We start from the raw sequence: 24,151 nt of genomic DNA, 5'->3' as shown, positions 1-24,151 counted from the left end.
CAGCGCACCCGGGGGCAGTGATCTACGGGCTGGCTGCCAACGGCCGCGGGTGCGCTGCGCTTACCCGGGCTACGGGCTCTGATGCATCGTCCGCACAGGGTTTGTTCATGTCTGCGCCCCGCGATAAACAAATCCCGAATCTCCAATCCCCATTTCCGGCTTTTGCGTTCATGCTATGCAGACACCACCAAACACAGCGTCAGGAGCACACAGGCAATGGGCAAGACCCGGGTTGGCATCATCTTCGGCGGTCGCTCGGCCGAGCACGAGGTCTCGCTGCAGTCGGCGAAGAACATCTTCGACGCGCTGGACAAGGAACGTTTCGACGTCAGCCTGATCGGCGTGGACAAGCAGGGCCTGTGGCACCTGTGCGATGCGGCCGGTTTCCTGCTCAATGCCGATGATCCCAAGCGGATTGCGCTGGATACCTCCGGCCCGGTGCTGTCGGTACTGCCCGGCGCCGAACGCGGCCAGCTGCTGGCCGCCGATGGCCGCGAAGTGCCGCAGTTGGATGTGGTGTTCCCGATCGTGCACGGCACCCTCGGCGAAGACGGCACCCTGCAGGGCCTGCTGCGCACCTTGAACCTGCCGTTCGCTGGCCCCGGCGTGCTTGGCGCAGCCGCGGCGATGGACAAGGACATGGCCAAGCGCCTGCTGCGCGATGCCGGCCTGGCGGTGGCGCCGTTTGCCTGCTTCAACCATGTCACCGCTGCCCACGCTGATTACGATGCACTGGTCGCACAGCTCGGCCTGCCGCTGTTCGTCAAGCCGGCCAACCAGGGTTCGTCAGTGGGCGTGAGCAAGGTGCGCACCGCCGAAGAGTTCGCCACCGCGATGGCATTGGCGCTGTCGTTCGACCACAAGGTGCTGGTGGAATCGGCGATTGTCGGCCGCGAGATCGAATGCGCGGTGCTGGGCAACGACGTGCCCGAAGCCAGCGTCTGCGGCGAAGTGGTGGTGCATGACGATTTCTACGCCTATGACACCAAGTACATCAGCGCCAGCGGTGCGGAGACGGTGATCCCGGCCGACATCGCTGCCGATGCGCAGCAGCGCATCCGCGAGATCGCCGTGCGCGCCTACCAGGCGCTGGACTGCATCGGCATGGCGCGCGTGGACGTGTTCCTCACCGAGGCCGGCGACGTCGTCATCAACGAACTGAACACCCTGCCCGGCTTCACCAAGATCAGCATGTATCCCAAGCTGTGGGGCGCAAGCGGTCTGGGCTATACCGCACTGATCACCCGCCTGATCGAGCTGGCGTTGGAGCGTCACGCAGCTGACAGGAACCTGCGCAGCTCGATCAGCACGTCGGCCTGATCGAAACTGCTGAAACGACGCGGCCCGCACCCTCGCCGAGGATGCGGGCCGTTCTGTCTTTGGCGTCAGGAATGATCAGCCTTTCTTGCGGAACATCGACACCACCGCAAGGATCAGGAAGACGACGAACAGGATCCACGCGATATTGCTGGCCGCACCGGCAATGCCACTGAAGCCGAGTACGGCGGCAATGATGGCGATGACGAAGAAAACGACGGCGTAATGCAGCATGGGCTGGGTCCTCGGTTGGAATCAGGGTTCCATCCTCGGCAATTGCCGGTCGCGATACGGTGACAGGAACGTTAGCGCCGGATGATGACGGCGCTGTCCATTCAGGATGCGGCGGCCAAACGCCGCAAGCCTTCCTCGATGGACACCCTGGGCACATAGCCGAAATCGCGGCGTGCCGGCTCCATCGAATACCAATGCGGCGTGCACAGCTGCTCGGCCAGGAAACGCGTCATCGGCGGCTCACCCGACAAGCGCAGCAGCGGCCACAGTTTTTCGCAGACCGAGCCGATGCGGTAAGCGGTCTTGAACGAGATCGACTTCTCCACACCGGGCGCGCCCACCGCTGCAAGCAGGCGATTGAGCAGTTCGCGCATCGGCAGTGGCTCGCCGTTGGAAATGAAGTAGGCCTTGCCAGCGCAGGCCGCACCAACCACCAGATGATCGAAGGCATCGAAGTGCGCCTGCGCGGCGTTGTCGATGAAGGTGGTATCGACCTTGTTCGTGCCATCGCCGACAAAACGCAAACGACCAGCGCGGGCGCGTTCGGCCAGCCGCGGCACCAGCTGGTTGTCGCCCGGGCCCCAGATCAGGCGCGGACGCAGGGCGATGGTTGCCAGATCGGCGCCATTGGCGGCCAGCACTTCCTGTTCGGCGATGGTCTTGGTGGCGGCATACGGCGCCTGGAAGTCCTCGCCGTAAGGCACCTCATCCGCCCCCAGGCCTTCGACCGGATGGGTGGCACGATGGGTGACGCTGGGCGTAGAGGTATAGACCAGGCGGCCGATGCCATGCGCCTTGCAGGCGGCAAGCACGTTGCGGGTGCCGACTACATTGGCCTGGAAGTAGCTGTCGTAGCTGCCCCAAGCACCGGCCTTGGCGGCATTGTGGAAGATGGCATCGACACCGGCGGCAGCGTGATGCACGGCATTGGCATCGGCCAGATCGCCACGGATCTGGCCTACCCCGATTTCCTGCAATGCGGGGTAATGGCCGCGATTGAAGCTCAGCACCTGATGGCCGCGTTCGACCAGGCCACGGCACAAGGCCTGACCGAGAAAACCACCACCACCGGTAACCAGAATCTTCATTCGTTTGATCGCTCTGTTGCAGGGCTTCCGCGCCGACTGGCCGCGTCGGAAGCATTGAGATTTGTCCGTCAGTATCGCAGCAGTGGTGTTTGGGTGCTTTGCCGGGGATGTTGGCGGAGAGCTTTACCCCTCCCCAGCCCTCCCCTCCACCTTCGGCGCAAGGGAGGGAGCAAAGCCTTAGCCCTCCCTTTCGCGCAGCGAAGGGGAGGGTTGGGAGGGGTGCTCTTCGCCGCGCGCCAAGACCCGCAGAATGTCCTCCAACACAGCCGGCATCCGCTGCAGAACCTCGTCATTCCAATAGCGCAGCACCCGAAAGCCCAAGCCCTGCAGCACTTCGGTGCGTCGCTGGTCATAGGCAAGCTGCTCAAGATGCTGCCCTCCATCCAGCTCGACGATCAGCTGCACGTCAAGGCAGACAAAGTCGGCGATGTATCCGGCCAAGGGCATCTGCCGACGGAAGCGGAAACCTGCCAACTGGCGTCGGCGCAGTTGCTGCCATAGGCGGTCTTCGGCATCGGTGGGTGTGTTGCGCAAGGCTCTTGCGCGTGTTCGCAGCTTGTCCATTGCGGCTCTCCGTTCTTGGTACGGAAAGCCTGCGATTGGTGGTGATGGGAGCCTGTCAGGGAATCACTGGATTCAAGCTGTCCATCGACTCAAAGAGCACTGCGCTTTACCCCTCCCCAACCCTCCCCTCCGCCTTCGGCGCAAGGGAGGGAGCCAAAGCACCCCTCCCCAACCCTCCCCTTGCCTGCGGCAAAGGGAGGGAGCCAAAGCACCCCTCCCCAGCCCTCCCCTTGCCTGCGGCAAAGGGAGGGGGCAACAACAGCAGCGCTGCGGGTGCGTCGAGCAGCCAGGCTTTAGCCCTCCCTTTCGCGTAGCGAAGGGGAGGGTTGGGAGGGGTGCTCTTGCTCGTGCTCGTGCTCGTGCTTCAAGCCTTCCAGCTCAACCCAACTGCGCCTGCCCCCACACCGCCAGCTTCTCGCGCCCGATCTTGGCGTTGTGGCGGATATCCACCGGGAAGCCCGGATGACGCAGGAAATGTTCGATGCCTGCGAAGCCCGGATGACGCAGTGCCATGGCCCGCAGCTGCCTTTCGACTTCAGCGAAGTGCTGATCCGGCAGCAGTTCGTAACACAGCACCGGCAGCTGCTGGCCCAAGGCACCAACACCCACCAAAGCCGTGCGCCGCACACCTGCCACGGTGTTGAACACCGGCTCCACCTGCTCGGTATACAGCGGCCCTGTCGCCGTCTCGACCCGATGCGTCTTGCGCCCACAGAACCACAGCCGCCCTTCGGCATCGAACCAACCCACATCGCCCATCCGGTGCACGATGCGCTCGCCGCCATCGGCCAGTACTTCGCGGATCTTGGCTGCGGCCGTTGCCTGCGGCCGGTTGAAGTAACTATCGGTCGTTGTCGGGCCGACCACGGTGATCTCACCCACCTCCCCGGCCGGCAGCTCACGCACGCCGTTCCAGTCAGCAATGGGTTCGTCGGTGATGGCAATGATGCGCACGACATTCGGTGCGACCACGCGACCAACGCAGGTGCCTGCACCAGCCTCGGTGGCCTCACGCGTATCGACCAGTTCGCGACCTTCAATCACCGCTACCGGCAGGCATTCGGTGGCGCCGTATGGCGTCCAGAACTGGCCGTCTTCCGGCATCAGCGAACGGATCTTGGACACGATCTCCGGCGGCACTGGCGCGCCCGCCGAGGTGGCGCGGGTCACCGTTGGCAGCGGCTGGCCGTGTTCGGCCAGCACCCGCATCAGCGCCGGCGAACCAAACAGCTGGGTCACGCCGAAACGGGCGATCGCGTCGTGCAGCTTGCGCGGATCAGCGCTACCCGGCCGGGTCGGGTCCATGTCCGGGATTACCGAGGTCAGGCCCAGCGCCGGGTCGAACAATGCGAACGGCGGGAAGGTCGGCAGGTCGATGCCACCGGGCTGCATGCCGAAGGCATTGCGCAGCAGTTCCACCTGGCCGACGAAATGGCGGTGGCGATAGACCACGCCCTTGGGCACGCCGGTGGAGCCGCTGGTGAACAGGATCGCGGCCACGTCGTCCGGTGCGGTGGCGGCCAGCTGACTGCCCGCGCCAGCGCCATCGGCTTCGATCTTGGCCAGGGTGATGCCACCCCAGCCCCAACGCCGGCCGACCGTGACCTTGACCCTGGCCGCCTTGGCCCAGCCCAGCAGCACCCGCGCAAACTGCGCCAAGGGAATGCCGATGAAGGCCTGCGGCTGGGCTTCATCCAGGCACTGCTTCAGCGCGCGCTTATCAATGCCCGGGTCGACCAGCACCGGGACCGCGCCGATCTTGAACAGGGCGAACATCAACAGGAAGAACTCCGGCCCCGGCCGCACCATCACCACCGCACGCACCCCGCGGCCGATGCCGTTTGCCGCCAAACCAGCGGCAATGGCGTCGCTGCGGGCATCCAGGGTGCGGTAATCCAGGGTCACGTCGTAGGCTGCCATGCCGTTGCCGGCGGGCTTGCCAGGGCAGCGAATGGCGATCTGGTCGGGCCGTTCACGTGCCAGCTCGGGCAGACGCGCGGCGATATTGCAGGTTTCGTTCATCTTCCTATTGTCGCCAATGCAGAAAAATCTTGCGCGCAGGCCGTCACCGTGGAAAATTTCGCACCTTCCTTTTGTCCTAATCCTGCCGCCTAGGCCGGTCTCCCATGCCCCATCCCTGCCTGACCTGCGGTGCCTGCTGCACCCAATACCGCGTTGCCTTCCATTGGATGGAATCGGACGAAGTCACCGAAGGCGGCGTGCCCCACCAGCTGACCCAGCGCCTGGACCCGCACCGGCTGTGCATGCAGGGCACCTACTCGGACCCGATCCGCTGCGTGGCCCTGGACTCGGAGATCGGCGTGTACTCACGCTGCACCATCCACCCGAACCGGCCCAGCGTGTGCCGCGAAGTGGACGCCTCCTGGGAATACGGCAAGGCCAGCTCGCAGTGCGACCGCGCGCGCATCGCCCACGGCATGCCGGCATTGACCTTGGCTGATTGGCGCTGGCGCGATGATGCCGACAACGATGGCGACGACCATCCAGACGACAACGGCAACAGCCCGTCGTCACCGCCGAATACGCCGATTGCAGCGTGAGGAAGTGGACTGGTCACTCCTGCAAGGGCGGGAGTGACCTCGACGACACCGCCGCTGCGCCCCCTCAAAGCGCCTTGTAACGCCCCCACAACACCTCGAACTGCTGCGCGAAGCTGCGCACCAGGTTGCGGTCATTGCTGACCACCAGGTTCTCATCGTTGTGCTCGGTCGCGGTGCGCGTCCAGTTGAAGCTGCCGTTAGCCAGCTGCTTGCCATCGAACAGCGCGAACTTGTGGTGCATGTGGTATTCGCTGTGGTCTACCCGCACCGGGATGCCGCTTTCATTCAAACGACGGACGTCATTGCCATCGTCGTAGACCTTGTCGTTGTCGCTGATGATGCGCACCGTCACGCCGCGTTTGTGTGCGTCCAGGATGACGCCGCTCAGGCGGTCATCGGATATGGTGAAAACACAGATGTCCAAGGTCTGCTTCGCGCTGGCGCACAGCGCGCGCAGGCGTTGCATGCAGGCGTCACCCGGCGAGAAATAGGTGCTGGTCAGCGTTTCGACCGGGCCGGCGTTGACGTCCAGCGTGCGCACTACCTGCTCAACCCACTTCAGCATCGGCAGCGCTTCGGCCGGATTGGCTGCAACCTGCTCGCGAGCGATATCGAAGGCGCGGTTGCGCAGGAAGCGCAGGCGGTCGGGCGGCAGTTCGACGCCCAGCTCGCGTAATGCGGAACGTTCCTCGTTGCTCAACGCGAGATCCTGCGCGCTGTCACGCAGCTGACGATCCAGGCTGTCGAAATCCATCTATCACTCCCTGTGCAAAGAAGCACAGAGCTTCGCACACCCACGTGCCGCTGTAGGAGCGGCGTCAGCCGCGAAGCTGGTGCAAAGGGAACGGCCACAAAAGCTTACCCCTCCCCAACCCTCCCCTCCGCCTTCGGCGAATGGGAGGGAGCAGAAGCAGGCATCGCGCGCGCTCAGCTTTTATGGGAGCTGCGTAAGCCGCGAAGCTGGTGCAAAGGGAACGGCCACAAAAGCTCACCCCTCCCCAACCCTCCCCTCCGCCTTCGGCGCAAGGGAGGGGGCAGAAGCAGGCCTCGCGCGCTCACGGCTTTTGTGGGAGCGGCGTAAGCCGCGAAGCTGGTGCAAAGGGAACAGCCGCAAAAGCTCACCCCTCCCAAACCTCCCCTCCGCCTTCGGCGCAAGGGAGGGGGCAGAAGCCGGCAATGAGGGAGCTCAGGCTCACCCCAGCGGGTTGCGCTCCAGGAAGGCTCTTACAGCCGGTACGATCACTTCGTGCTTGTCTTCCAGCACATAGTGGTTGGCATCTTCGAACTCGGTCACTTCCGCCTGCGGCAGTGCCTTGCGGAAGCCGGTCAGGAAGTGATGATCGAAGCAGATGTCACGCAGGCCCCAGGCGATGTACACCGGGCGATCGGCGAACGACGGCAGCGCTGCCGCCGCACGCTCCAGCAGCGACCATGCCTTGTCGGCTGGCGACAGCGGGATGTCCTGCATGAAGCGGATGGTGGAAATGCGGTTGGCCCAGTTGTTGTACGGCGACACATAGGCGCGGCGCACATCGGCTGGCATGCGCCGGCTCACGCCCAGCCAGGAGGCGCCGGACGAGAATGCATTGAAGGTACGGATGAACCATTCGCCAGGCTTCCAGTGCCGGCCCATGGCGATCTGCCACGGCATCGGCTTCTCCGGCGGCAACGGGAACGAGGCCGTGTTGGTGATCACCAGGCGCTTGACCTGCTCGTGGTGCGACAGCGCCCAACCGAAGCCGATCATGCCGCCCCAGTCGTGCACGGCCAGCGTCACCGGACCGGTGATGCCCAGGTGCTTGAGCAGTGCGTCCAGATCATCCACGCGCGACTGCAGGGTGTACTCATAACGGCTGTCGTCGGGCTTGTCCGACAGGCCCATGCCGATATGGTCCGGCACGATGCAGCGGTACTTGTCGCTGAGCCCGTTGACCAGGTGCCGCCACAGATAGCTCCACGACGGATTGCCGTGCAGCATCACCACCACCTCACCATCGCGCGGGCCTTCATCGATGTAGTTCATCGACAAGCCGGGGCGGACTTCGAAGCGGTGGGTCTTGCTGGGGTAACCGGGGAGTTTGTTCATCGGGTTGCACCTGCGGCTGCTAAGCCCCGCTCCCGTCGGAGAGGGGTTGGGGAGAGGGTTGGCCGGAGTGGAGGAGCTTGAACAAGCTCTCGAACTCCAGGCGCTTGCGTGCTGCGCACGCTTCCCCTCTTCCGCCCTTCGGGCACCTTCTCCCGCAAGGGGAGAAGGAAAAGCATGCGTTCTGGAAGTTCGCGGCCAGGCCGGAACTTACCAGACCACCTCGGCCATCGTGCAGTTCAAGCCCGAGCCAATGCCCATCAGCGCGACGCGGTCGCCCTTCTTGAGCTTGCCCAGCTGACGCAGCTTGCTCAGCACGATCGGTACCGACGCCGGGCCGATGTTGCCGTGCTCGCCAAAGATGGTCATCACCTTCTTCGGATCGATGCCGAAGGCCTTGATGAAGGCATTGGTATGCGGCTGGCTGACCTGGTGGATCACGAACTGGTCGATCTCCTCCACCGCCCAGCCCAGCGCCTCGCGCGTAGCTTCAAAGGTCTTGGTGGCCAGCTTGATGCCTTCGATCAGCAGCATGCGGGTGTCGGTGACCATGCGGTCCAGGTTGCCCACGCACAGCTTGTTCCACTGGTTGGCTGCACGGGTCACGCCGCCCTTGTAGCGCGGGGCGTCCGGCACCAGCTCCGAGCGCGCCATCACCATTGCTGCCGCACCGGAACCGGTGGTCAGCGCAGCGACTTCGTCACGCATCTGCTGGGCGGTGATGTCCGGGGACATCATGCGCTCCAGGGTCTTTTCATAGACCAGGTTGGAGGTTTCGCCGTCGACGATCAACGCATAGTCGATGTCGCCGCGCTCCAACATCAGCGCCGCCATGTCCATGCCATTGATGAAGGCAAGGCAGGCGTTGGCGATGTCGAAGGTGACGCACTCTTCGCCGATACCGAGGTTGCCGGACACGATGGAAGCGGTGGACGGCTCCAGGTAATCACGGCTGACCGAGGTATTGATCAGCAGGCCAACCTTGTCGGCGGTAATGCCGGCATCTTCCAGCGCCTTGCGGCCGGCCATGGTGGCGGCGTCCGAGGCCTGTGTACCCTGGTCCCAAAGGCGGCGCGCGTGGATGCCGGCGATATCGCCAAGCACGTCGGCACGAATGCCAAGGCGTTCCAGCGTGGGCTGGAGCCGCTCGTTGATTTCCTTTGAGGTCAGCGTATGCGGCGCATCAATATGCGCCAGTCCCGCGATCGAGACGTTTTGAAAAGGCATCAGAAAGCGCCAAGACTCAGGCGAAGGGGTCGCCATTCTAGCGCCTGCGCATTTTTACCGCATCTTTACAAATCGGCGGCCCGGCGTATGGAGCCGCCGGGGCCGTAAGACAGCTGGAAAATCAGCGCGGCGGGCACTGGAAGGCGGCAAAGCGCTGGCTGCCATCGGCCGGCAGCCCGATGGCTTGTACGGCATTGGCGCCGGCACTGGGGGCTTCGTTACGGGCCAGGGTTTCAAGCTCTTCCTGCACGCGCAGCGGGTTGCGGTTGTAGAAGCCGACCTTGTTCGTCACGGTGACCTCGATATCGCTCTTGGTCACGCAGCCAGGAGCGACCGGCCCTGCAGGCAGCACACGCACGGCCTTGCCGCCGGATTCAATCGGCACCCAGGTGCAGGCGGCGGTGCTGGCGATCAGGGCAGACAAAAGCAGGACGCGCATGGACTATTCCTTGTGAAGATCAGCAGGGATTGTGCCGGGAATGGATGAACAGGTGGTGATCCCAAGGATTGGGCGTCCGACAAAGACAAAACCTACCCCTCCCCAGCCCTCCCCTTCGCTGCGCGAAAGGGAGGGGGCAGAAACGTAGTGCCGAGCCATGCTCGGCAGGGGCTTTACCGGCCAAAGCTGAAAAGCGGCCCTCACCCCAACCCCTCTCCCGTAAACGGGAGAGGGGCTAAAGAACCCGCTCCCCGGCCCTCCCCTTCGCTGCGCGAAAGGGAGGGGGCAGAAACGTAGTGCCGAGCCATGCTCGGCAGGGGCTTTACCGGCTAATGCTAAAAGCTGCCCTCACCCCAACCCCTCTCCCGTAAACGGGAGAGGGGCTAAAGAACCCCCTCCCCGGCCCTCCCCTTCGCTGCGCGAAAGGGAGGGGGCAGAAGCGTAGTGCCGAGCCATGCTCGGCAGGGGCTTTACCGGCCAAAGCTAAAAGCTGCCCTCACCCCAACCCCTCTCCCGTTTACGGGAGAGGGGCTTAGGCAGAAGCGGCGGGCTATGCCCTGCCGCTTACTTCTTCTCCACCGGCTTGCCGTCGGCGTCGATCACGGTCACTTCGCCCAGCTTCAGGGCGCGCACCGGGGCTTCGGTCTGCTTCAGGTCGCCTACCACCACCCAGGTCAGCTTGGACGGATCCAGGGTCTTGGCTGCCTCGGCGACCTGCGCCGGGGTCATCGCTTCGATCTCGGCCTTGCGCTTGAACACGTAGTCGTCCGGACGGCCGTAACGCACGATGCCACCGATGGTGCTCATCACCGCCGATGCGGTTTCGTAGGCACCGGGCAGGCTCAGCGTCTGGATGTTGCGGATGCGGTTGACCTCAGCATCGGTCGGCGGACGCTGGCCGCTGGCGAACTGGCTGATCTCGGCGTTCATTTCCTTCATCGCCTCACCGGTCTTGTCGATCTGTACCGGTGCAACCGCCATCCACGGGCGCTGGCCCAGTGCATTGGAAGCGCTCGAACGCGCGCCGTACGACCAATGCTTGTCCTCACGCAGGTTCATGTTCAGGCGCGAGGTGAAGTCGCCACCCAGCACACCATTGGCGATGTCGAAGCGGGTGGTGCCCGCATCCATCGTCGACGGCGCCACTTGACCGGCGAACAGGTTGGCCTGCACCGCACCCGGCTGGTCGATCAGGAACACACGCGATGCCTGCGGGCGATCCACATTGGTCAGGGCCTCCACCTTCGGCGGTGCGCCCTCGCCCTTCCAATCACCGAAGCTGCGTTCCAGCAGCGGCACGAGGTCCTTCAAGGTGGTGTCACCGACCACGATCAGGGTGGCGCCTTCCGGACGAATCCACTGCTTGTGGAAGGAGGTCAGGTCGTCACGGGTCAGCGACTGGATCGCCGCTTCGTCGCCGCTACCGGTGAACGGAATCGCATACGGGTGGCCTGCGCCGTACAGCAGCGGCGGCAGCACGCGCATCGCCACCGCGTTCGGCTGCGCCTTTTCCTGCTGGATGCCTGCAATCCAGGTGGCCTTGATGCGGTCGATCTCGTTCTGCTCGAAGCGCGGTGCACGCACCACGTCGGCATACAGCGCCAGCGACGGCGCCAGGTTTTCCTTCAATGCCGACAGGTACACGTTGGAACCATCCAACGACGCACCTGCGCTGACGCGGGCACCCAGGCGCTCAACCGCATCGGCGAACGCCAGCGAGCCGAGCTGGCCAGCGCCTTCGTCCAGCATGCCCATGGTGAAGTTGGCGGTACCCGGCTTGCGGCCACGGTCGGCAGTGAAGCCGCCCGGGAACTCATAGCTGAACTGCACCACAGGGATGTCGTGGCGCTCGGCCAGCACCACCTGGGTGCCGTTCTTCAACGTTGCACGCTGCAGCTGCGGGAACTTCAGCTCCGGGAAGCTGGTGGTCTTGGGCACGCCGGCGCTGCGGTCGACCTGGTTCGGCAGCGTGGTGTACTTGGAGTCCACGGCCGGCACGTTGAACGGCGCCGGCTTGACCGACGGCAGCTCGGCCAGCGCAACACGCTCACCCGGCTCGACCACGATGGTGTGGTCGCCCACGCCCAGCCACTTGGCGCCGGCTGCCTTCACGTCGGCCGCGGTGGCGGCATCGACATTGGCCAGCGAGGTGCGGAAGCAACCCGGATTGCCTTCGTAGACGGCGCACTGGGCCAGGGCATCGGCCTTGCCGCCGAAGCCACCGATACGCTCGATGCCGCGCACGAAGCCCGCACGCGACTGCACCTTGGCGCGCTCCAGCTCATCGGCGGTCGGGCCTTCGGCGACCAGTCGCTTCAGCTCCTCGTCGATGGCCGCCTCGACCTTGGCCGGGTCCACGCCCTGCTTGACCGTGGCGATGATCAGGAAGTTGGAGCCCAGCTGCGAGGCATCGGTCATCGCGCTGATGTTGTCCACCAGCTTGTCCTTGTGCAGCAGGCGCTGGTCCAGACGCGAGGACTTGGCACCGCCCAGCACGTAGGAGAACAGCTCCAGCTGATCGATATCGGTGGTACCGACCTGGGCCACGTTCCAGGCGCGGTAGATGCGCGCCTGCGGCACCTTGTCGGTCATCACTTCGCGGGTGGTGGCAGCGCGCTGCGCAACGTTCACCGCCGGCTGCGCCATGGTCGGGCCAGCCGGAATGTCGCCGAAGAACTTGGCGGCCTTTTCCTTGGCGGTGGCCACGTCGATGTCACCGGCCAGCACCAGCACCGCGTTGTTCGGGCCGTACCAGGTGTGGAACCAGGTTTTGACGTCGTCCAGCGAGGCGGCGTTGAGATCGTTCATCGAACCAATCACGCCGTGGTGATACGGATGGCCCGCCGGGTACATGGCGCGGGTCAGCTTGTCCCAGACCTGGCCGTAAGGCTGGTTCTCGCCCTGGCGCTTTTCGTTCTGCACCACACCGCGCTGCTCATCCAGGGCGGCCTGATCGATGGCGCCGACCAGATGACCCATGCGGTCCGACTCCATCCACAGCGCCATGTCCAACGCGGTGGTCGGCACGTTCTGGAAGTAATTGGTGCGGTCGGTATTGGTGGTGCCGTTCTGGTCGGTGGCGCCGACCTGCTTGAAGGGTTCGAAGAACTCACCGTCGTGGTTTTCGCTGCGCTGGAACATCAAGTGTTCAAACAGATGCGCGAAGCCGGTGCGGCCGGCCGGTTCGTCCTTGGCACCAACGTGGTACCAGATGTTCACCGCCACGATCGGTGCCTTGCGGTCGGTGTGCACCACCACGCGCAGGCCGTTCGGCAGGGTGAATTCCTCATACGGGATATCGACCGACGCAGCGGCAGCGGCCGGCTTGGCCTCCGCAACCAGCGGGGCGCCAACGAATCCGCCCAGGGCGGCACTCAGGGCCAAGGTCAACAAGGCGGTGCGGGGCATAGCTGCGTTCATTCCATTTCCGTTTGGGTATGAAGGTGAACGCAGATCCTAACCGGGCGCCGTCACATCGGCATACGCCATGCGTCATGGGTACCGAAGCAGCTGCACCGGTGTCCGTCCGGTCACTGCAGACGCGGCGAGTGTCCGGACAGCGGACACTTTCAACTAGCAACAAATCCTTATTTATCAATCAGATGCGATTGGCACACATCCTGCTGCCTATTACTCGCAGCCAGCTCACTTCAGACCATAAATGACTGATTGCTGAACAAATCAAAAAAACTAAAGAAAGTTCTTGCACTACGAAAATCACTGTACTACCTTACTACCACACCACTGCCCACACACACCAAACAGGTCCCGCCATGAACGCCAAGTCTCTCGCCCTTGCCATCGCCCTCGTCGCCAGCACCGGCTTTGTTTCTTCGGTCCAGGCTTCGGATATCGTCACTTTGGACACCGTGCAGGTTCGCCCTTCCGCTGATCAGCTGGCACAGGCCCAGCACGAAGCCAGCAGCAACATCCCGACCCTGGCGGTCGTGCAGGTTCGTCCGACCGTCGGCCAGATCGTCGAGCTGATGGCCGAACAGACCGCCAGCCAGCTGGCCTCCGCCAGCCCGGTCGCCATCGGCACCCGCGCCGGCCAGTGGATGGTGTCGCTGCCGACCATCACCGTCCGCCCGGAGGTGGAGCAGGTGCAGGCCATGGCTGCAGAAGCCGCTGCTGAAGCCATCGGCAAGGTCGTCGCGCAGGGCATGGTTTCCAACTAAGCCAGCGATGACGCAACACCCGGCGTAAACTGCGCCGATGACTTCTGCCCCTGTTTTCGATGTAGTGCTTTACCAGCCCGAGATCCCGCCGAACACCGGCAATGTGATCCGGCTCTGCGCCAACACCGGCGCGCGGCTGCACCTGATCGAGCCCCTGGGTTTCGACCTCAGTGACAAGCAGCTGAAGCGCGCCGGCCTGGACTATCACGAGTACGCACAGATGCAGGTCCACCCGGACCTGGAAACCGCCTTGGCGCGCATCGCCCCGAAGCGTTTGTTTGCATTGAGTACCCGCTCCAGCGTCCGCTATGACACCGTGCAGTTCGCCGATGGCGACGCCTTCCTGTTCGGCCCGGAAACCCGCGGCCTGCCGCAGGATCTGCTTGATTCCCTGCCCGATGGCCATCGCCTGCGCCTGCCGATGCAGCCCAACAACCGCAGCCTGAACCTGTCCAACTCGGTCGCCGTCGTGGTGTATGAGGCGTGGCGACAGCAGGGGTTTCCTGGCGGCGCGTGATTGGCGCTTTGGTTCTTGTAGGAGCGGCGTCAGCCGCGAAGCTGGCAATGCTCCAGCTGAAGATTGATCGCCAAGAGCACCCCTCCCCAGCCCTCCCCTTGGCTACGCCAAAGGGAGGGAGCAGAGCGGGTCGCGGCGACCTGACAGATTGCAGGCATGCACCCCCTCCCTTTGGCGCAGCCAAGGGGAGGGTTGGGGAGGGGTAACGCTTCCAGCTCCAGCCCTCAGCTTTTAGCTTTTAGCTTCAGCAGCAGCAACCCCAACCACACCCAACTCCCGCAACACCCGCAGCCGCTCGCCGTCAACAGCAAGCACTTCTACCAACACCTCGGAAGTGTGCTGCCCCAACACCGGCGCCGCCTGCTCATAGCGCAACGGCGTCGCCGAGAACTTCAACGGGTTACGCACCATCGCCACGCTGCCACCACCGGCATGCGGCAACTCAATCCGCAAACCACGCGCCTGCACCTGCGGATCGGCAAACACCTGATCAATACGGTTGACCGGGTTGGCCGGCACCACCGCTTGCTCCAGCGCCGCCAACCACTCGGCCGCCGATCGTGTGCGCAACACCTGCTGCAGATGCGGCACCAGCAGCTCGCGGTTCGCAACCCGGGCGTTGTTGCTGGCATAGCGCGGATCGCGCGCCAGCGCCGGCTCGCCGATCACCTCGCACAGGCGCGCAAACTGGCCGTCATTGCCAACCGCCAGCATGAAATAGCCATCAGCGGCCGGCATCACCTGGTACGGCACGATGTTCGGATGCGCCGTGCCCTGCCGGGTCGGCACCACGCCACCGATCAGATAGTTGGAAGCTTGGTTGGCCAGCCATGCGACCTGGGTATCCAGCAGCGCCAGATCGATCTGCTGACCAACGCCGGTGCGCTCAGCATGACGCAACGCAGCCAGTATCGCCGTCGCCGCATACATGCCGGTCATCAGATCGGTCGCGGCCACACCTACTTTCTGCGGACCGGCACCCGGCGCACCATCCGGCTCGCCGGTGACGCTCATCAAACCACCGATGGCCTGGATCGCCGCGTCATAGCCGGCGCGCTGCGCATAAGGACCGTCTTGGCCGTAGCCGGTGATCGAGCAATACACCAGCTTGGGGTTGATGGCCTGCAGGCTGGCAAAATCCAGCCCGTACTTCTTCAGGCCACCGACCTTGTAGTTCTCCACCAGCACGTCGCAATGCACGACCAGCTCGCGCAACAGCGCCTGCCCCTCCCCGGTGGTGAAATCAATCGCCACCGAGCGCTTGCCGCGGTTGGCGCACAGGTAGTACGCGGACTCGCTGCTGTCATTGCCGTCGGCGTCCTGCAGGTAGGGTGGGCCCCAACTGCGGGTGTCGTCACCCGCGCCGGGGCGCTCGACCTTGATGACATCGGCACCAAAATCGGCCAGCACCTGCGTCGCCCACGGTCCGGCAAGAATGCGCGACAGGTCGAGAACGCGAACACCATCGAGCAGCTTCATTTCGGCCACCAGGTCTTGCAGGCTTCCGGCAGCGCGGGCTGCCAGCCAATGGCGTGCTGGAAGGCCTCCGCCAGCGCAATCAGCGTGAGTTCGTCGCCCACATTGCCGATCAGCTGCATGCCGGCGGGCAACTCTCCCGCAGCTACCGGCAGCGGTACCGACAAGGCTGGGTTGCCGGCCAGGTTGGCGTAAGCGGTGAGATCGGCCTGGCTGGCCGGCGCCGGGGTTCCGAAGGCGAATGCACGCTGCGGAGCAGTTGGCATCACCAGCACATCGCAGCGCGCCAGCCACTGCTGCAGCTGCACCTGCCCGCGATCGGCGAGCTGCGAGGCGGCAGCCAGCTCGGCAGCGCTGCGGCCTTCTGCCCAGGACATCAGCTTGACCAACAGCGGCGAGAATTTGCTGCGGTCAGCGGCCCAGGCCTCGGCGTGTTCGACCAACAACTCGGCTTCGCTCATCAGCAGGCCAGCGCGACGTGCACGTGCCGACGCAAATGCCGGTGCCGGCAGCGGTTTCAGCTGATGGCCCAAGCCGACCAGCACGCGCAGGCCATCCTCGAATGCCGCCTGCACGTCGGGCGCGATATCGGTTGCATCGAACAGATCCACCACGCCAATGCGCAGACCCTCCGCATCCGGCGCTGCGTATTGGATGAAGCGCGACTGCGCGCAGTCCGGATCGAAGCCGGACATCAGCTGCAGCAACAGGCGCAGGTCACGCGCCGAACGCGTCAACGGGCCGATGTGATCCAGCCGCCTGCACAGGGCAACGGTGCCGCGCGTGCTGATCGCGCCCCAACTGGGCTTGAGCCCGACCACACCGCAATAGCTTGCCGGAATGCGCACCGAACCCATGGTGTCGGTGCCCAGCGCCGCCGCGCACAAACCCGCCGCTACCGCTGCGCCACTGCCACCGCTGGAACCGCCCGGTGTGTAACCGTGCCGGTGCGGGTTGTGGCAGGCGCCGTAGAACGGGTTGTCGTTGTCGGCGCCCATCGCCGCTTCGTGCATGTTGAGCTTGCCGACAGTCACCGCACCGGCTGCGCGCAAGGCACCCACCGCAGGATTGTCGCTGCTGGCGACTGCGCTGTGGCGGCGGGTTTCCATGCCGGCGGTGGTGACCATGCCGGCGACGTCGATATTGTCCTTGACCGCGACTGGCAGGCCTTCCAAAGGCCGCGCCAGGCCACGTTGGCGACGTTGCTGGGACTGCGCGGCCGCAGCCAATGCGCCTTCCGCATCGACATGGATATAGCTGTTGATCTGCACCTGGCTGGCAGCGATGGCCGCCAGCTGCTGCTCGATCAGTTCGGTACAGCTGACTTCACCGGCAGCCAGCAAGGCCGCCTGCGCAGTCAGATCCAAGCTCAACAACTGCGCATCGGCCTTGCTCACACGGTTTTCCTCAAGCGAAACGTTTGTCGATCAGACGCACCGGCTTCTGCCGTACCTCGATACCCGTCAACGCCGCCAGCTCACCCGGGGCGGCCAGCACGATGCTCATTTCAACACCGAGGCGCTGGCGCAGCAACGCGGCGAACTCCGCTGCCAACTGTGCGTCATCCAGTGCGCCACGGGTTTCCACGTGTACGGCAAGATCGTCGCGCCCACCTTCATCGCGGCTGGCGACGCAGATGAACTCACCGGCGAACGCTGCATGTTCTTCCAACACCGGTGCCATCGCCTGCGGGAACACATTGATGCCGCGGATCTTGACCATGTTGTCGCTGCGGCCGAGGAAGCCCTCGATGCGGCGCAGGTTCATGCCCAGCGACGATGGCGTGGTCAATACGCGGGTCACGTCATGGGTGTTGAAGCGGATGATCGGGTAGATGTCGTCCTTGTACAGGCAGGTGACCACCATGTCGCCGGTTTCGCCATCGGCCACCAGTTCACCGCTGTCCACGTCGAGGATTTCGACGTACTGCGCGTCTTCCATCAGATAGAGACCATCCTGGTCCGGGCCCTGCCCGGCAATCGCGCCGGTGTCGCCCACGCCATACCAGTCGTACAGTTCGACACCGCCCCAGGCTGCCGACAGCGACTCGCGCGATTCGCGGCCGAGGTGGCCGCAGATCATCCGCACCGGGATGTCCTTGCCCGGCACCAGGCCGTTCTCGCGGGCCACGTCAGCCAGCTTCTTGATGTAGTCGGCGAAGCCAACGATGACGTTGGCGCCCATGTTCTTCATCAACTGCACCTGCTGCGCAGAGCGCATCTCGATGCCAGTACCGGCCGAACAGAACAGCGCCTGCGTGTAATGCGTCACCGCTTCGCGCACGTAATGGCCGCCGTTGATCATGCCGTGGCCATACACCGAGTGCACCACGTCGCCGGGCTGCATGCCCTGCCAGCGGTACAGGCGGGCAAGCAGCAGGCTCTGCACTTCGCGCGAATGCGGCGAGAACACCAGCGGCTGCGGGCGACCGGTGGTGCCGGAGGTGGTGTGGAAGACCAGCGGCTTGTTGCCGGCGTCGGTGCCATCCTGCCAGCCGTGGAAATCACCCAGCGGCGGATTCGCTTCGACCGACGCCATGATCTCGTGCTTGCCGAATACCGGCAGTTTGGTGATGTCGTCCAGGCTCTGGATATCTCCAGGCTTGATGCCTGCATTGCCCCACAGGCGCTGATAGAACGGAATCTGCCAGGCGCGGGCCACGCAGCGCAGGAACATCGCGTTCTGCTCGGCGCGCAGTTCCTCGCGGCTGATGGTCTTGAACTTGTCGGTGAAGGCCTGGTCCAGCGGGAACTGCTGAAGCAGCTCCTTGACATCGAAGGATTCGAAATAGGTGGCGTAGGTCATGGGGTCTCGACAATCAGCAGGTCGACCAGCTGCCTGACATCGTCGATGTCCTGCAATTGGTCGAAGTGGGAGATCAGGGCAGCACGGTGGCCGGCATCGAAGGGACGCGCGGCGTGGTCAAGGCAGTGGTGGAACTTCTCAAGCTGCTGGGCGCGCGACAGCGGCCGTTGCGGCGAGCCGATGGCAGCATCGCGGTGGTTGTGCAGCACGCGGCCGTCACGCAGGGTGACCGTCATCGATTGCGGCACCAGCGCATTGGGATCGTCGCAGTCGTTCGGCACCAGGCTGACCTGGTCGGCGAACGCGGCCAGCTGCGCATCGGCGAGCTTGTCCGGCGCATAGGCGGACAAGCCGACCTTGCCATCCAGCAACACAGTGCCGAGCAGGAACGGCAGGCACAGCCGTGCGTAGCTGGTTTCCATTGCGGGCTGATAGCTGCGGCCGACCAAGCGGCGCACCAGCGGCGGCGCCTGCAGTTCGATGCTGGCGACATTGTCCAGGCTCAGACCGTGCTGCTGGCGCAGCTCCATCAGCATGTCCTGCGCGGCATGCGCGGCGCCGCCGGTCGGGAACACCTTGTGGCTTACGGTGAGGACCTGCGCTTCGCGCGCGGCCAATTTCTGCAGCGACGGTCCGACGTCGAATTCGCCCTCGATCAGCGGCAGATAGCCGAAGGGCCCTTCCAGCATCTCGCGCGGCGCCGGGAAGCCATTGCGAGCCAGTTCCCAGCAGCTCAAGGCAGCGCGCGAGTTCAGTGCAACCTGCAAAGCCAGTGTCGGCGAACCTTCCACATGCGCCTGCATGGTGCCGGACAGGTGGCTATAGGTCAGGCCCAGCGCGCGACGCAGCAGTTCCTCGTCAGCGCCATGCAGATGGGCGATGCCAGCTGCTGCGCCGAGTGCACCGCACATCGATGGCCGGAAGAAACGCATAGCCGCGCGGCCGCTGATGCCGATCAACGTAGCTACATCGACCGCAACATTGAGCGCTGCGATCAAGGCCTTGCCATCGACCGCCACGCCATCGACGTTTGCGCGCTGCTCGGCAGCGGCAATCAAGGCCGATTGAATAACCGCCAATGGATGCACCACTGCCGGCATATGTACGCAATCAAATTCCTGGCTGTGGATCTGGTAGCCGTTGACCATCGCCGCGCTGGCCGCCGGCAAGGCTTCGCCGGTCACCCACACACGCGCGGCATTGCCGCTGCCGTAGCTGGCGGCGCCGCGTCGAACGGTTTGGGTCAGCGGCACCTGCGGGCCGGAGCCAGAAAGCCCCACGGCCGCCGAATCCATCACGAACACCTTCGTGGCCGCGACCGCCTCGGCGGAAAGGTCTTCAAAACGCAGCGTGCGCGCATGCTGCAACAGCGCTTCAGTCAATCGCATCAGGCCACCCGCGCCAACATGGCGTTCAAGGCGTCCAGACTGCCGCCATTGGCCAGCGCCTGCACCTGCCCAAAGAGGGGTTGCGCCAAGCCTGCGGATACGCCACCCCATTGCGCCAGGGCCAGCGCCTTGGCCAGCACATCCTCGGCCGACATCGGGCATTCCGGGTCGCCCCAGGCATCGATGCACTCGGCCTGCACGCTGCGGCCATCGGCCAGCCACAGCTGCACGCTGGCGCCGTAGTGCGTTGGGAAACGCTGGCTGCAGGCTGCATCCTCGATCAACGCGATACGCTGCCGCCACGGCGCCAGCTCAGCATCGCTGCAGGCTTCGGCGGTGTAGTGCGCAAGTTGCGGCCGGCCATTGACCACGATCGAGGCCAGCGCGTGCTGCAGGCTGAATTTGGCCTCCAGCTCGGTCTGTGGCTGGGCGCGGTCGCAGAAGCGCAGGGCCTCGGCATAGGTGCGTACTTCGATGCGTTCAATCTGCGCGACGTCAGCAGCATCAAGCTGCACCATCGCTTCCAGCATCGCATCGATGGCCGGATGCGCATGCCGGCAAGCCGGCCACGGCTTCAGGCTGGTGCTGTGGATCAGCCAATCGTCTTCATCGGCAACCACCAGTTCCGGCACGGCATCCGGCGCGGTGGCGGCAAACAGACCCTGCTCACCTTCCAGTATCCTGCGCGGCCCACGCATGCCCGCCAGCGCCAACTGTGCCGCCAGCCAGCCACTGCGTGCGGCTTCGGCGTTATGCAATGACTTGGTCGGCACCGGCTCGTGGCGCATCTGCCACAGCCCGCCGGTGCGACTGCCGGCATTGCCCAGCGCATCGGCCAGCGATTCCGCCGGCAGGCACAGCACCGATGCAGCTGCCGCGGCAGCACCAAACGCGCCAGCGGTCGAGGTGGGATGCCAGTAGCGGTAGTGCGCCTTGCCCAGCGCTCGGCCGACGCGGATGGTTGCTTCATAGCCGCGCACGATGGCGTCTAGCAGCGCCGTCGCATCCGCGCCTTCGGCCTGTGCTGCAGCCAGCGCCACCGGGATGACGACCGGGCCGGGATGCAGGATGGCAGTGCGGTGCACATCGTCCATTTCCAGCACATTACCGAGCGCGGCATTGAGCAGCAGCGCGTCGGCTGCACTGCGGCGGCCAGCGCCCAAGGCCACCACATTGCCGCCAGCCTGCGCCTGCACCACCGACTGCAGCTGGGCGGCAATCGGATAGCGCAACGCAGCCAGGGCGCAGCCCAGCCAATCGACCAACAGCAAGGCGGCACGCTCACGGGCGGCGGCATCCACCGGCCGTTGCAGGCGCTGGGCGAGCTGTTCGGTAAGGCTGGCAACAGGCGTGGTCATCGCGCGATGAGGTCTCGGTGCAGGCCCGCAACAGCGGGTTTGGGTGGTGGGAACAGCAACCGCGTGAAAGGAGCATAACCGACTTTGTCCGGACATATCATATGATCCGTCTCCCGAACGCCGCAATCAGCCCCATGCCCCGAATTCTGGATGCCGACACTTTCTTCGACTACCTCGCGCAGGGACCCGACGTCTTCGCGCCCGGCTGTGCCGGACATTCCCTGCTGTTCGAACACTGGCTGCGCAGTGGCGCCGAACACTGCGGCGGGCTGCGCTTCACCGGCGTGCACATCCCCACCGTCAACACCTTCGATTTTGCCGGACTGCACCCGCAGGCACGCCAGCGCACGATCTTCCTGAGCAGTGATCTGCGCAGTTCGTGGCTGGCGGGCCGCGTCGACTACCTGCCGATGACCTATACCGCCACCTGGCGTTGGCTGCGCGAAGGGGTGGCCTTCGACACCTTGCTGGTGCAGGTGGCGCCGCCGGACGAGGACGGCAACTGTTCGCTGGGCATCGCCTGCGACTTCACCCCGGCCGTCTGGCCTCGCGCGACCCGAATTCTGGCGCATATCAACCCGCGCATGCCGCGTACGCGCGGGCCGTCCATTCCCTTGTCGCGGATCACCGCCGCCATCGAGCAGGATGCGCCGTTGCTGGCCATTCCCGACCCGCCTGCCGATGCCGCAATGGATGCGGTTGCGGCACAGGTTGCTACCCTGGTGGAGGATGGCGCGACACTGCAGCTAGGCCTGGGCCGCCTGCAATCGGCGGTGCTGCGCGCGGTACGCGAGCGGCGCAACCTGCGCATCCACAGCGGCATGGTCTCGGACGGCCTGCTTGGCCTGCTCGAATCCGGCGCACTGTCGGCAGCACCGGATGCGGTGGTGGCCGGCGTCGCGCTGGGTACACAGGCGCTGTATGACATCGCCCCGCGCAGCATCAGTTTCCGCGAGGTCGGCCATACCCACGACCACAACGTACTGGCCGGTATCCCGCGCCTGACCGCCATCAACAGCGCGTTGTCGGTGGATCTGCTGGGCCAGGTGAACGGCGAGTTCCTGTCTGGACGCCAACTGAGTGGTGTGGGCGGCCTGCCTGATTTCCTGCAAGGCGCTCGCCAATCGACCGCTGGTCGCGGCATCATTGCACTCCCTGCCAGTACCCCGAAGGGCGAAAGCAGGATCGTGCCGATGCTACCCACCGGTCCCGTAAGCCTTGCCCGCGTAGATGCCGACTGCATCGTCAGCGAACATGGCGTAGCCGATCTACGCCACCTCGACGTCCATGCACGGGCCCAGGCCCTGATCGCCATCGCCGCACCCGAACACCGTGAACCCCTGCAGCGCAGCTGGCAGGAACTCTCGCTCAGACTTTGAACAAGGATCTGTACATATGACTGGTACGCGACGCAGCAAGCCCCGCTATGCCGAACTGGGCGACCTACTGCAGGCGGCAATCGAGAAGGGCGAGTACGCCGTTGGTACCTTGCTACCCACCGAACTGGAGCTGTGCGAGCGTTTCAGCGTCAGCCGCCACACCGCACGCGCGGCCTTGGCGCAGTTGATCAGCGCCGGCCTGGTGCAGCGTCGCCCCGGCGCTGGCACGCGGGTGATCGCGCAGAACTCGGCAATGCGTTACGAGCACGAGATCGACACCGTCGACCTGCTGATGCAGTACGGCAACAGCACCCGCCTGCAGGTGCTGGAGGCCGAGCGCAAGCTGGCCGACCATGCGATGGCGCAGCGCCTGGACATCCACGAAGGCAAGGAATACCTGCGCCTGCACTGCCTGCGTCTGGAAGAACAGACCCGTGAGCCGATCGCCGTCACCGAGATGTTGATCCCGGTGCGCACCGGTGTACCGACCGAGAAATTGCTGGAAGTGACTGGCGCCGCGCGTGCGCTGGCCAAGTTCCTCGACCCGACCAGGCTGTCGCGGGTGGAGCAGGTATTCGACGCGGCCTCGTTTGAAGCAGCCGATGCCAAGCTGCTGGACATCAAGAAAAGCGAGCCGGCAATGCGCGTGCAGCGCCGCTACCGCGATGCCAACGGCCGCCTGCTGCTGGTCGCGACCAGCCTGCATCCGCCGGGCCGGTTTGCCTATTCGATGGTGCTTTCACGCAGTCACCGCTGATCGAAGCCACCCGTATTTGCGCCACCCGAGACCCGATGTCAGATCCCTGTCATCGGGTTTCCTATGTGCGAGACCGCCAAAGAGGTAGCCCGGGTAAGCGCAGCGCGCCCGGGTAACAGGCAACTGGCGATGCTGGAACCTCCCGCCAACAGCCCCGGGTGCGCTGCGCTTACCCGGGCTACACCTGCCGAGCCGATCAGCCCCATAGGCAGCGCTCCAGGCCTCGCCCCTGTGCTGCCAACGCCCGCGCCCCGCAGCAGCGGCTTGACACCCCGGAGCCAAGAACTGAGGCTTACGCCATGAGTATCGACCTTACCCCTCTTGATCTTCGAGAGCTCAACACTCTCATCCGCGCCGCACAGGACAGGCACAAAGCGCTCACCCAACGTCAACCTGCGGACAAGGTCAGGCGCAAACTCACCGCATTGGCCAAGCAGTCCGGCTATACGATCGAGGAACTGTTCGGCGCGGGTGCAGATGCCGTCGCGACCAAGAGCAAACCTGCCCGGCGCAAGGGGCCGAAGGTCAAACCGAAGTACCGTGATCCCGAGAATCGTTGGAACACCTGGACCGGCCGCGGCAAGATGCCGCTCTGGCTGGCCTCCAAGATCCGCTTCGGGCAGACCGCCACCGACTTCCTGATCCCCGGCGTGGCCAAGCTCACCCCGAAGGAAAAGGTACTCACCGGCAAGCGCAAGCTGTTCAAGCAGGGCTGACAGCAGCAAGCAAAACCGGGTCAAAACCGGGGTCAGAGTGGGGTTTTGGTACGAAACCCCACTC

The 24,151-nt window shown here is 64.7% G+C and carries 21 protein-coding genes; 7 read left to right on the top strand and 14 right to left on the bottom strand.

Annotated features, from left to right (window positions below; translation table 11 throughout):
* Nucleotides 1-216: 216 nt before the first annotated feature.
* The gene (gene ddlA, locus QMX78_RS11010) at nucleotides 217-1,320 is read left to right on the top strand and encodes a D-alanine--D-alanine ligase (RefSeq protein ID WP_282269398.1); all 1,104 of its coding nucleotides are present in this window, start codon (nucleotides 217-219) and stop codon (nucleotides 1,318-1,320) included.
* Between the two features lie 75 nt (nucleotides 1,321-1,395).
* On the opposite strand, the gene QMX78_RS11005 is transcribed toward ddlA, so the two are convergent.
* The 4 genes from QMX78_RS11005 to oleC form a co-directional block, all read right to left on the bottom strand.
* A complete protein-coding gene (locus tag QMX78_RS11005) occupies nucleotides 1,396-1,551 on the bottom strand; it encodes a DUF1328 domain-containing protein (protein WP_282269396.1) in 156 nt (51 codons plus the stop codon).
* 101 nt (nucleotides 1,552-1,652) lie between these two features.
* Nucleotides 1,653-2,639 carry a 2-alkyl-3-oxoalkanoate reductase gene (gene oleD / locus QMX78_RS11000; protein WP_282269395.1) on the bottom strand — a complete coding sequence of 329 codons (987 nt, stop codon included), beginning with the start codon at nucleotides 2,637-2,639 and terminating at the stop codon, nucleotides 1,653-1,655.
* 177 nt (nucleotides 2,640-2,816) lie between these two features.
* Nucleotides 2,817-3,203, bottom strand: coding sequence for a DUF559 domain-containing protein (locus tag QMX78_RS10995; RefSeq protein ID WP_282269393.1), 387 nt, complete (start codon nucleotides 3,201-3,203; stop codon nucleotides 2,817-2,819).
* 378 nt (nucleotides 3,204-3,581) lie between these two features.
* Nucleotides 3,582-5,225, bottom strand: coding sequence for an olefin beta-lactone synthetase (oleC, locus tag QMX78_RS10990; RefSeq protein ID WP_282269391.1), 1,644 nt, complete (start codon nucleotides 5,223-5,225; stop codon nucleotides 3,582-3,584).
* Nucleotides 5,226-5,329: 104 nt separating this feature from the next.
* On the opposite strand from oleC, the gene QMX78_RS10985 reads away from it, so the two are divergent.
* A complete protein-coding gene (locus tag QMX78_RS10985) occupies nucleotides 5,330-5,764 on the top strand; it encodes a YkgJ family cysteine cluster protein (RefSeq protein WP_282269389.1) in 435 nt (144 codons plus the stop codon).
* Between the two features lie 64 nt (nucleotides 5,765-5,828).
* Here the strand turns inward: QMX78_RS10985 and QMX78_RS10980 are convergent, their stop codons facing one another.
* From QMX78_RS10980 to QMX78_RS10960, 5 genes are all read right to left on the bottom strand, one after another.
* Nucleotides 5,829-6,518: a phospholipase D-like domain-containing protein gene (locus tag QMX78_RS10980; protein ID WP_282269387.1), complete on the bottom strand. Its 690-nt coding sequence runs from the start codon at nucleotides 6,516-6,518 to the stop codon at nucleotides 5,829-5,831.
* Between the two features lie 438 nt (nucleotides 6,519-6,956).
* Nucleotides 6,957-7,850 carry an alpha/beta fold hydrolase gene (locus tag QMX78_RS10975; RefSeq protein WP_282269385.1) on the bottom strand — a complete coding sequence of 298 codons (894 nt, stop codon included), beginning with the start codon at nucleotides 7,848-7,850 and terminating at the stop codon, nucleotides 6,957-6,959.
* A 207-nt stretch (nucleotides 7,851-8,057) separates the two neighbouring features.
* The gene (locus QMX78_RS10970; RefSeq protein WP_282269383.1) at nucleotides 8,058-9,074 is read right to left on the bottom strand and encodes a 3-oxoacyl-ACP synthase III; all 1,017 of its coding nucleotides are present in this window, start codon (nucleotides 9,072-9,074) and stop codon (nucleotides 8,058-8,060) included.
* Between the two features lie 121 nt (nucleotides 9,075-9,195).
* Complete coding sequence (locus QMX78_RS10965) at nucleotides 9,196-9,513, bottom strand: DUF4156 domain-containing protein (RefSeq protein ID WP_282269380.1); 318 nt, start codon at nucleotides 9,511-9,513, stop codon at nucleotides 9,196-9,198.
* Between the two features lie 564 nt (nucleotides 9,514-10,077).
* A complete protein-coding gene (locus tag QMX78_RS10960; protein WP_282269378.1) occupies nucleotides 10,078-12,933 on the bottom strand; it encodes a pitrilysin family protein in 2,856 nt (951 codons plus the stop codon).
* A 353-nt stretch (nucleotides 12,934-13,286) separates the two neighbouring features.
* On the opposite strand from QMX78_RS10960, the gene QMX78_RS10955 reads away from it, so the two are divergent.
* Both QMX78_RS10955 and trmL read left to right on the top strand, forming a co-directional pair.
* Nucleotides 13,287-13,691: a hypothetical protein gene (locus tag QMX78_RS10955; RefSeq protein ID WP_282269376.1), complete on the top strand. Its 405-nt coding sequence runs from the start codon at nucleotides 13,287-13,289 to the stop codon at nucleotides 13,689-13,691.
* Nucleotides 13,692-13,728: 37 nt separating this feature from the next.
* Nucleotides 13,729-14,208 carry a tRNA (uridine(34)/cytosine(34)/5-carboxymethylaminomethyluridine(34)-2'-O)-methyltransferase TrmL gene (gene trmL, locus QMX78_RS10950; RefSeq protein WP_057627589.1) on the top strand — a complete coding sequence of 160 codons (480 nt, stop codon included), beginning with the start codon at nucleotides 13,729-13,731 and terminating at the stop codon, nucleotides 14,206-14,208.
* Nucleotides 14,209-14,439: 231 nt separating this feature from the next.
* Here the strand turns inward: trmL and QMX78_RS10945 are convergent, their stop codons facing one another.
* From QMX78_RS10945 to QMX78_RS10925, 5 genes are read right to left on the bottom strand one after another with little or no spacing between them, the layout of a single operon-like run.
* Nucleotides 14,440-15,687 (bottom strand): CaiB/BaiF CoA-transferase family protein, encoded by a 1,248-nt coding sequence (locus tag QMX78_RS10945; protein ID WP_282269366.1) that lies wholly within the window; start codon nucleotides 15,685-15,687, stop codon nucleotides 14,440-14,442.
* Nucleotides 15,684-17,081: an amidase gene (locus QMX78_RS10940; RefSeq protein ID WP_282269364.1), complete on the bottom strand. Its 1,398-nt coding sequence runs from the start codon at nucleotides 17,079-17,081 to the stop codon at nucleotides 15,684-15,686. The genes QMX78_RS10945 and QMX78_RS10940 overlap by 4 nt, the downstream gene beginning before the upstream one ends.
* A 10-nt stretch (nucleotides 17,082-17,091) precedes the next feature.
* Entirely contained in the window at nucleotides 17,092-18,489 is a 1,398-nt protein-coding gene (locus QMX78_RS10935; protein WP_282269362.1) for an AMP-binding protein, read from the bottom strand.
* Nucleotides 18,486-19,877, bottom strand: coding sequence for an MmgE/PrpD family protein (locus QMX78_RS10930; protein WP_282269360.1), 1,392 nt, complete (start codon nucleotides 19,875-19,877; stop codon nucleotides 18,486-18,488). Before QMX78_RS10930 ends, QMX78_RS10935 begins: the two co-directional genes overlap by 4 nt.
* A complete protein-coding gene (locus QMX78_RS10925; RefSeq protein ID WP_282269358.1) occupies nucleotides 19,877-21,235 on the bottom strand; it encodes an MmgE/PrpD family protein in 1,359 nt (452 codons plus the stop codon). The genes QMX78_RS10930 and QMX78_RS10925 overlap by 1 nt, the downstream gene beginning before the upstream one ends.
* Before the next feature lie 134 nt (nucleotides 21,236-21,369).
* On the opposite strand from QMX78_RS10925, the gene QMX78_RS10920 reads away from it, so the two are divergent.
* The 3 genes from QMX78_RS10920 to QMX78_RS10910 all read left to right on the top strand — a co-directional run bounded on the left by QMX78_RS10920 (nucleotide 21,370) and on the right by QMX78_RS10910 (nucleotide 24,087).
* On the top strand, nucleotides 21,370-22,614 hold the full coding sequence (locus QMX78_RS10920; protein WP_282269356.1) for an acetyl-CoA hydrolase/transferase C-terminal domain-containing protein: 1,245 nt from the start codon (nucleotides 21,370-21,372) through the stop codon (nucleotides 22,612-22,614).
* Nucleotides 22,615-22,630: 16 nt separating this feature from the next.
* Nucleotides 22,631-23,371, top strand: a complete 741-nt coding sequence (locus tag QMX78_RS10915; protein WP_282269354.1) for a GntR family transcriptional regulator — start codon at nucleotides 22,631-22,633, stop codon at nucleotides 23,369-23,371.
* Between the two features lie 299 nt (nucleotides 23,372-23,670).
* Nucleotides 23,671-24,087 (top strand): H-NS histone family protein, encoded by a 417-nt coding sequence (locus QMX78_RS10910; protein ID WP_282269352.1) that lies wholly within the window; start codon nucleotides 23,671-23,673, stop codon nucleotides 24,085-24,087.
* Nucleotides 24,088-24,151 lie beyond the last annotated feature (64 nt).

The sequence above is a fragment of the Stenotrophomonas sp. PS02298 genome, assembly GCF_029959445.1.
In the GTDB taxonomy this organism is placed as follows: Bacteria; Pseudomonadota; Gammaproteobacteria; order Xanthomonadales; family Xanthomonadaceae; genus Stenotrophomonas.
The sequence above is the reverse complement of the archived record's forward strand: the minus strand, read 5'-3'. Positions and strand labels throughout refer to the sequence as shown.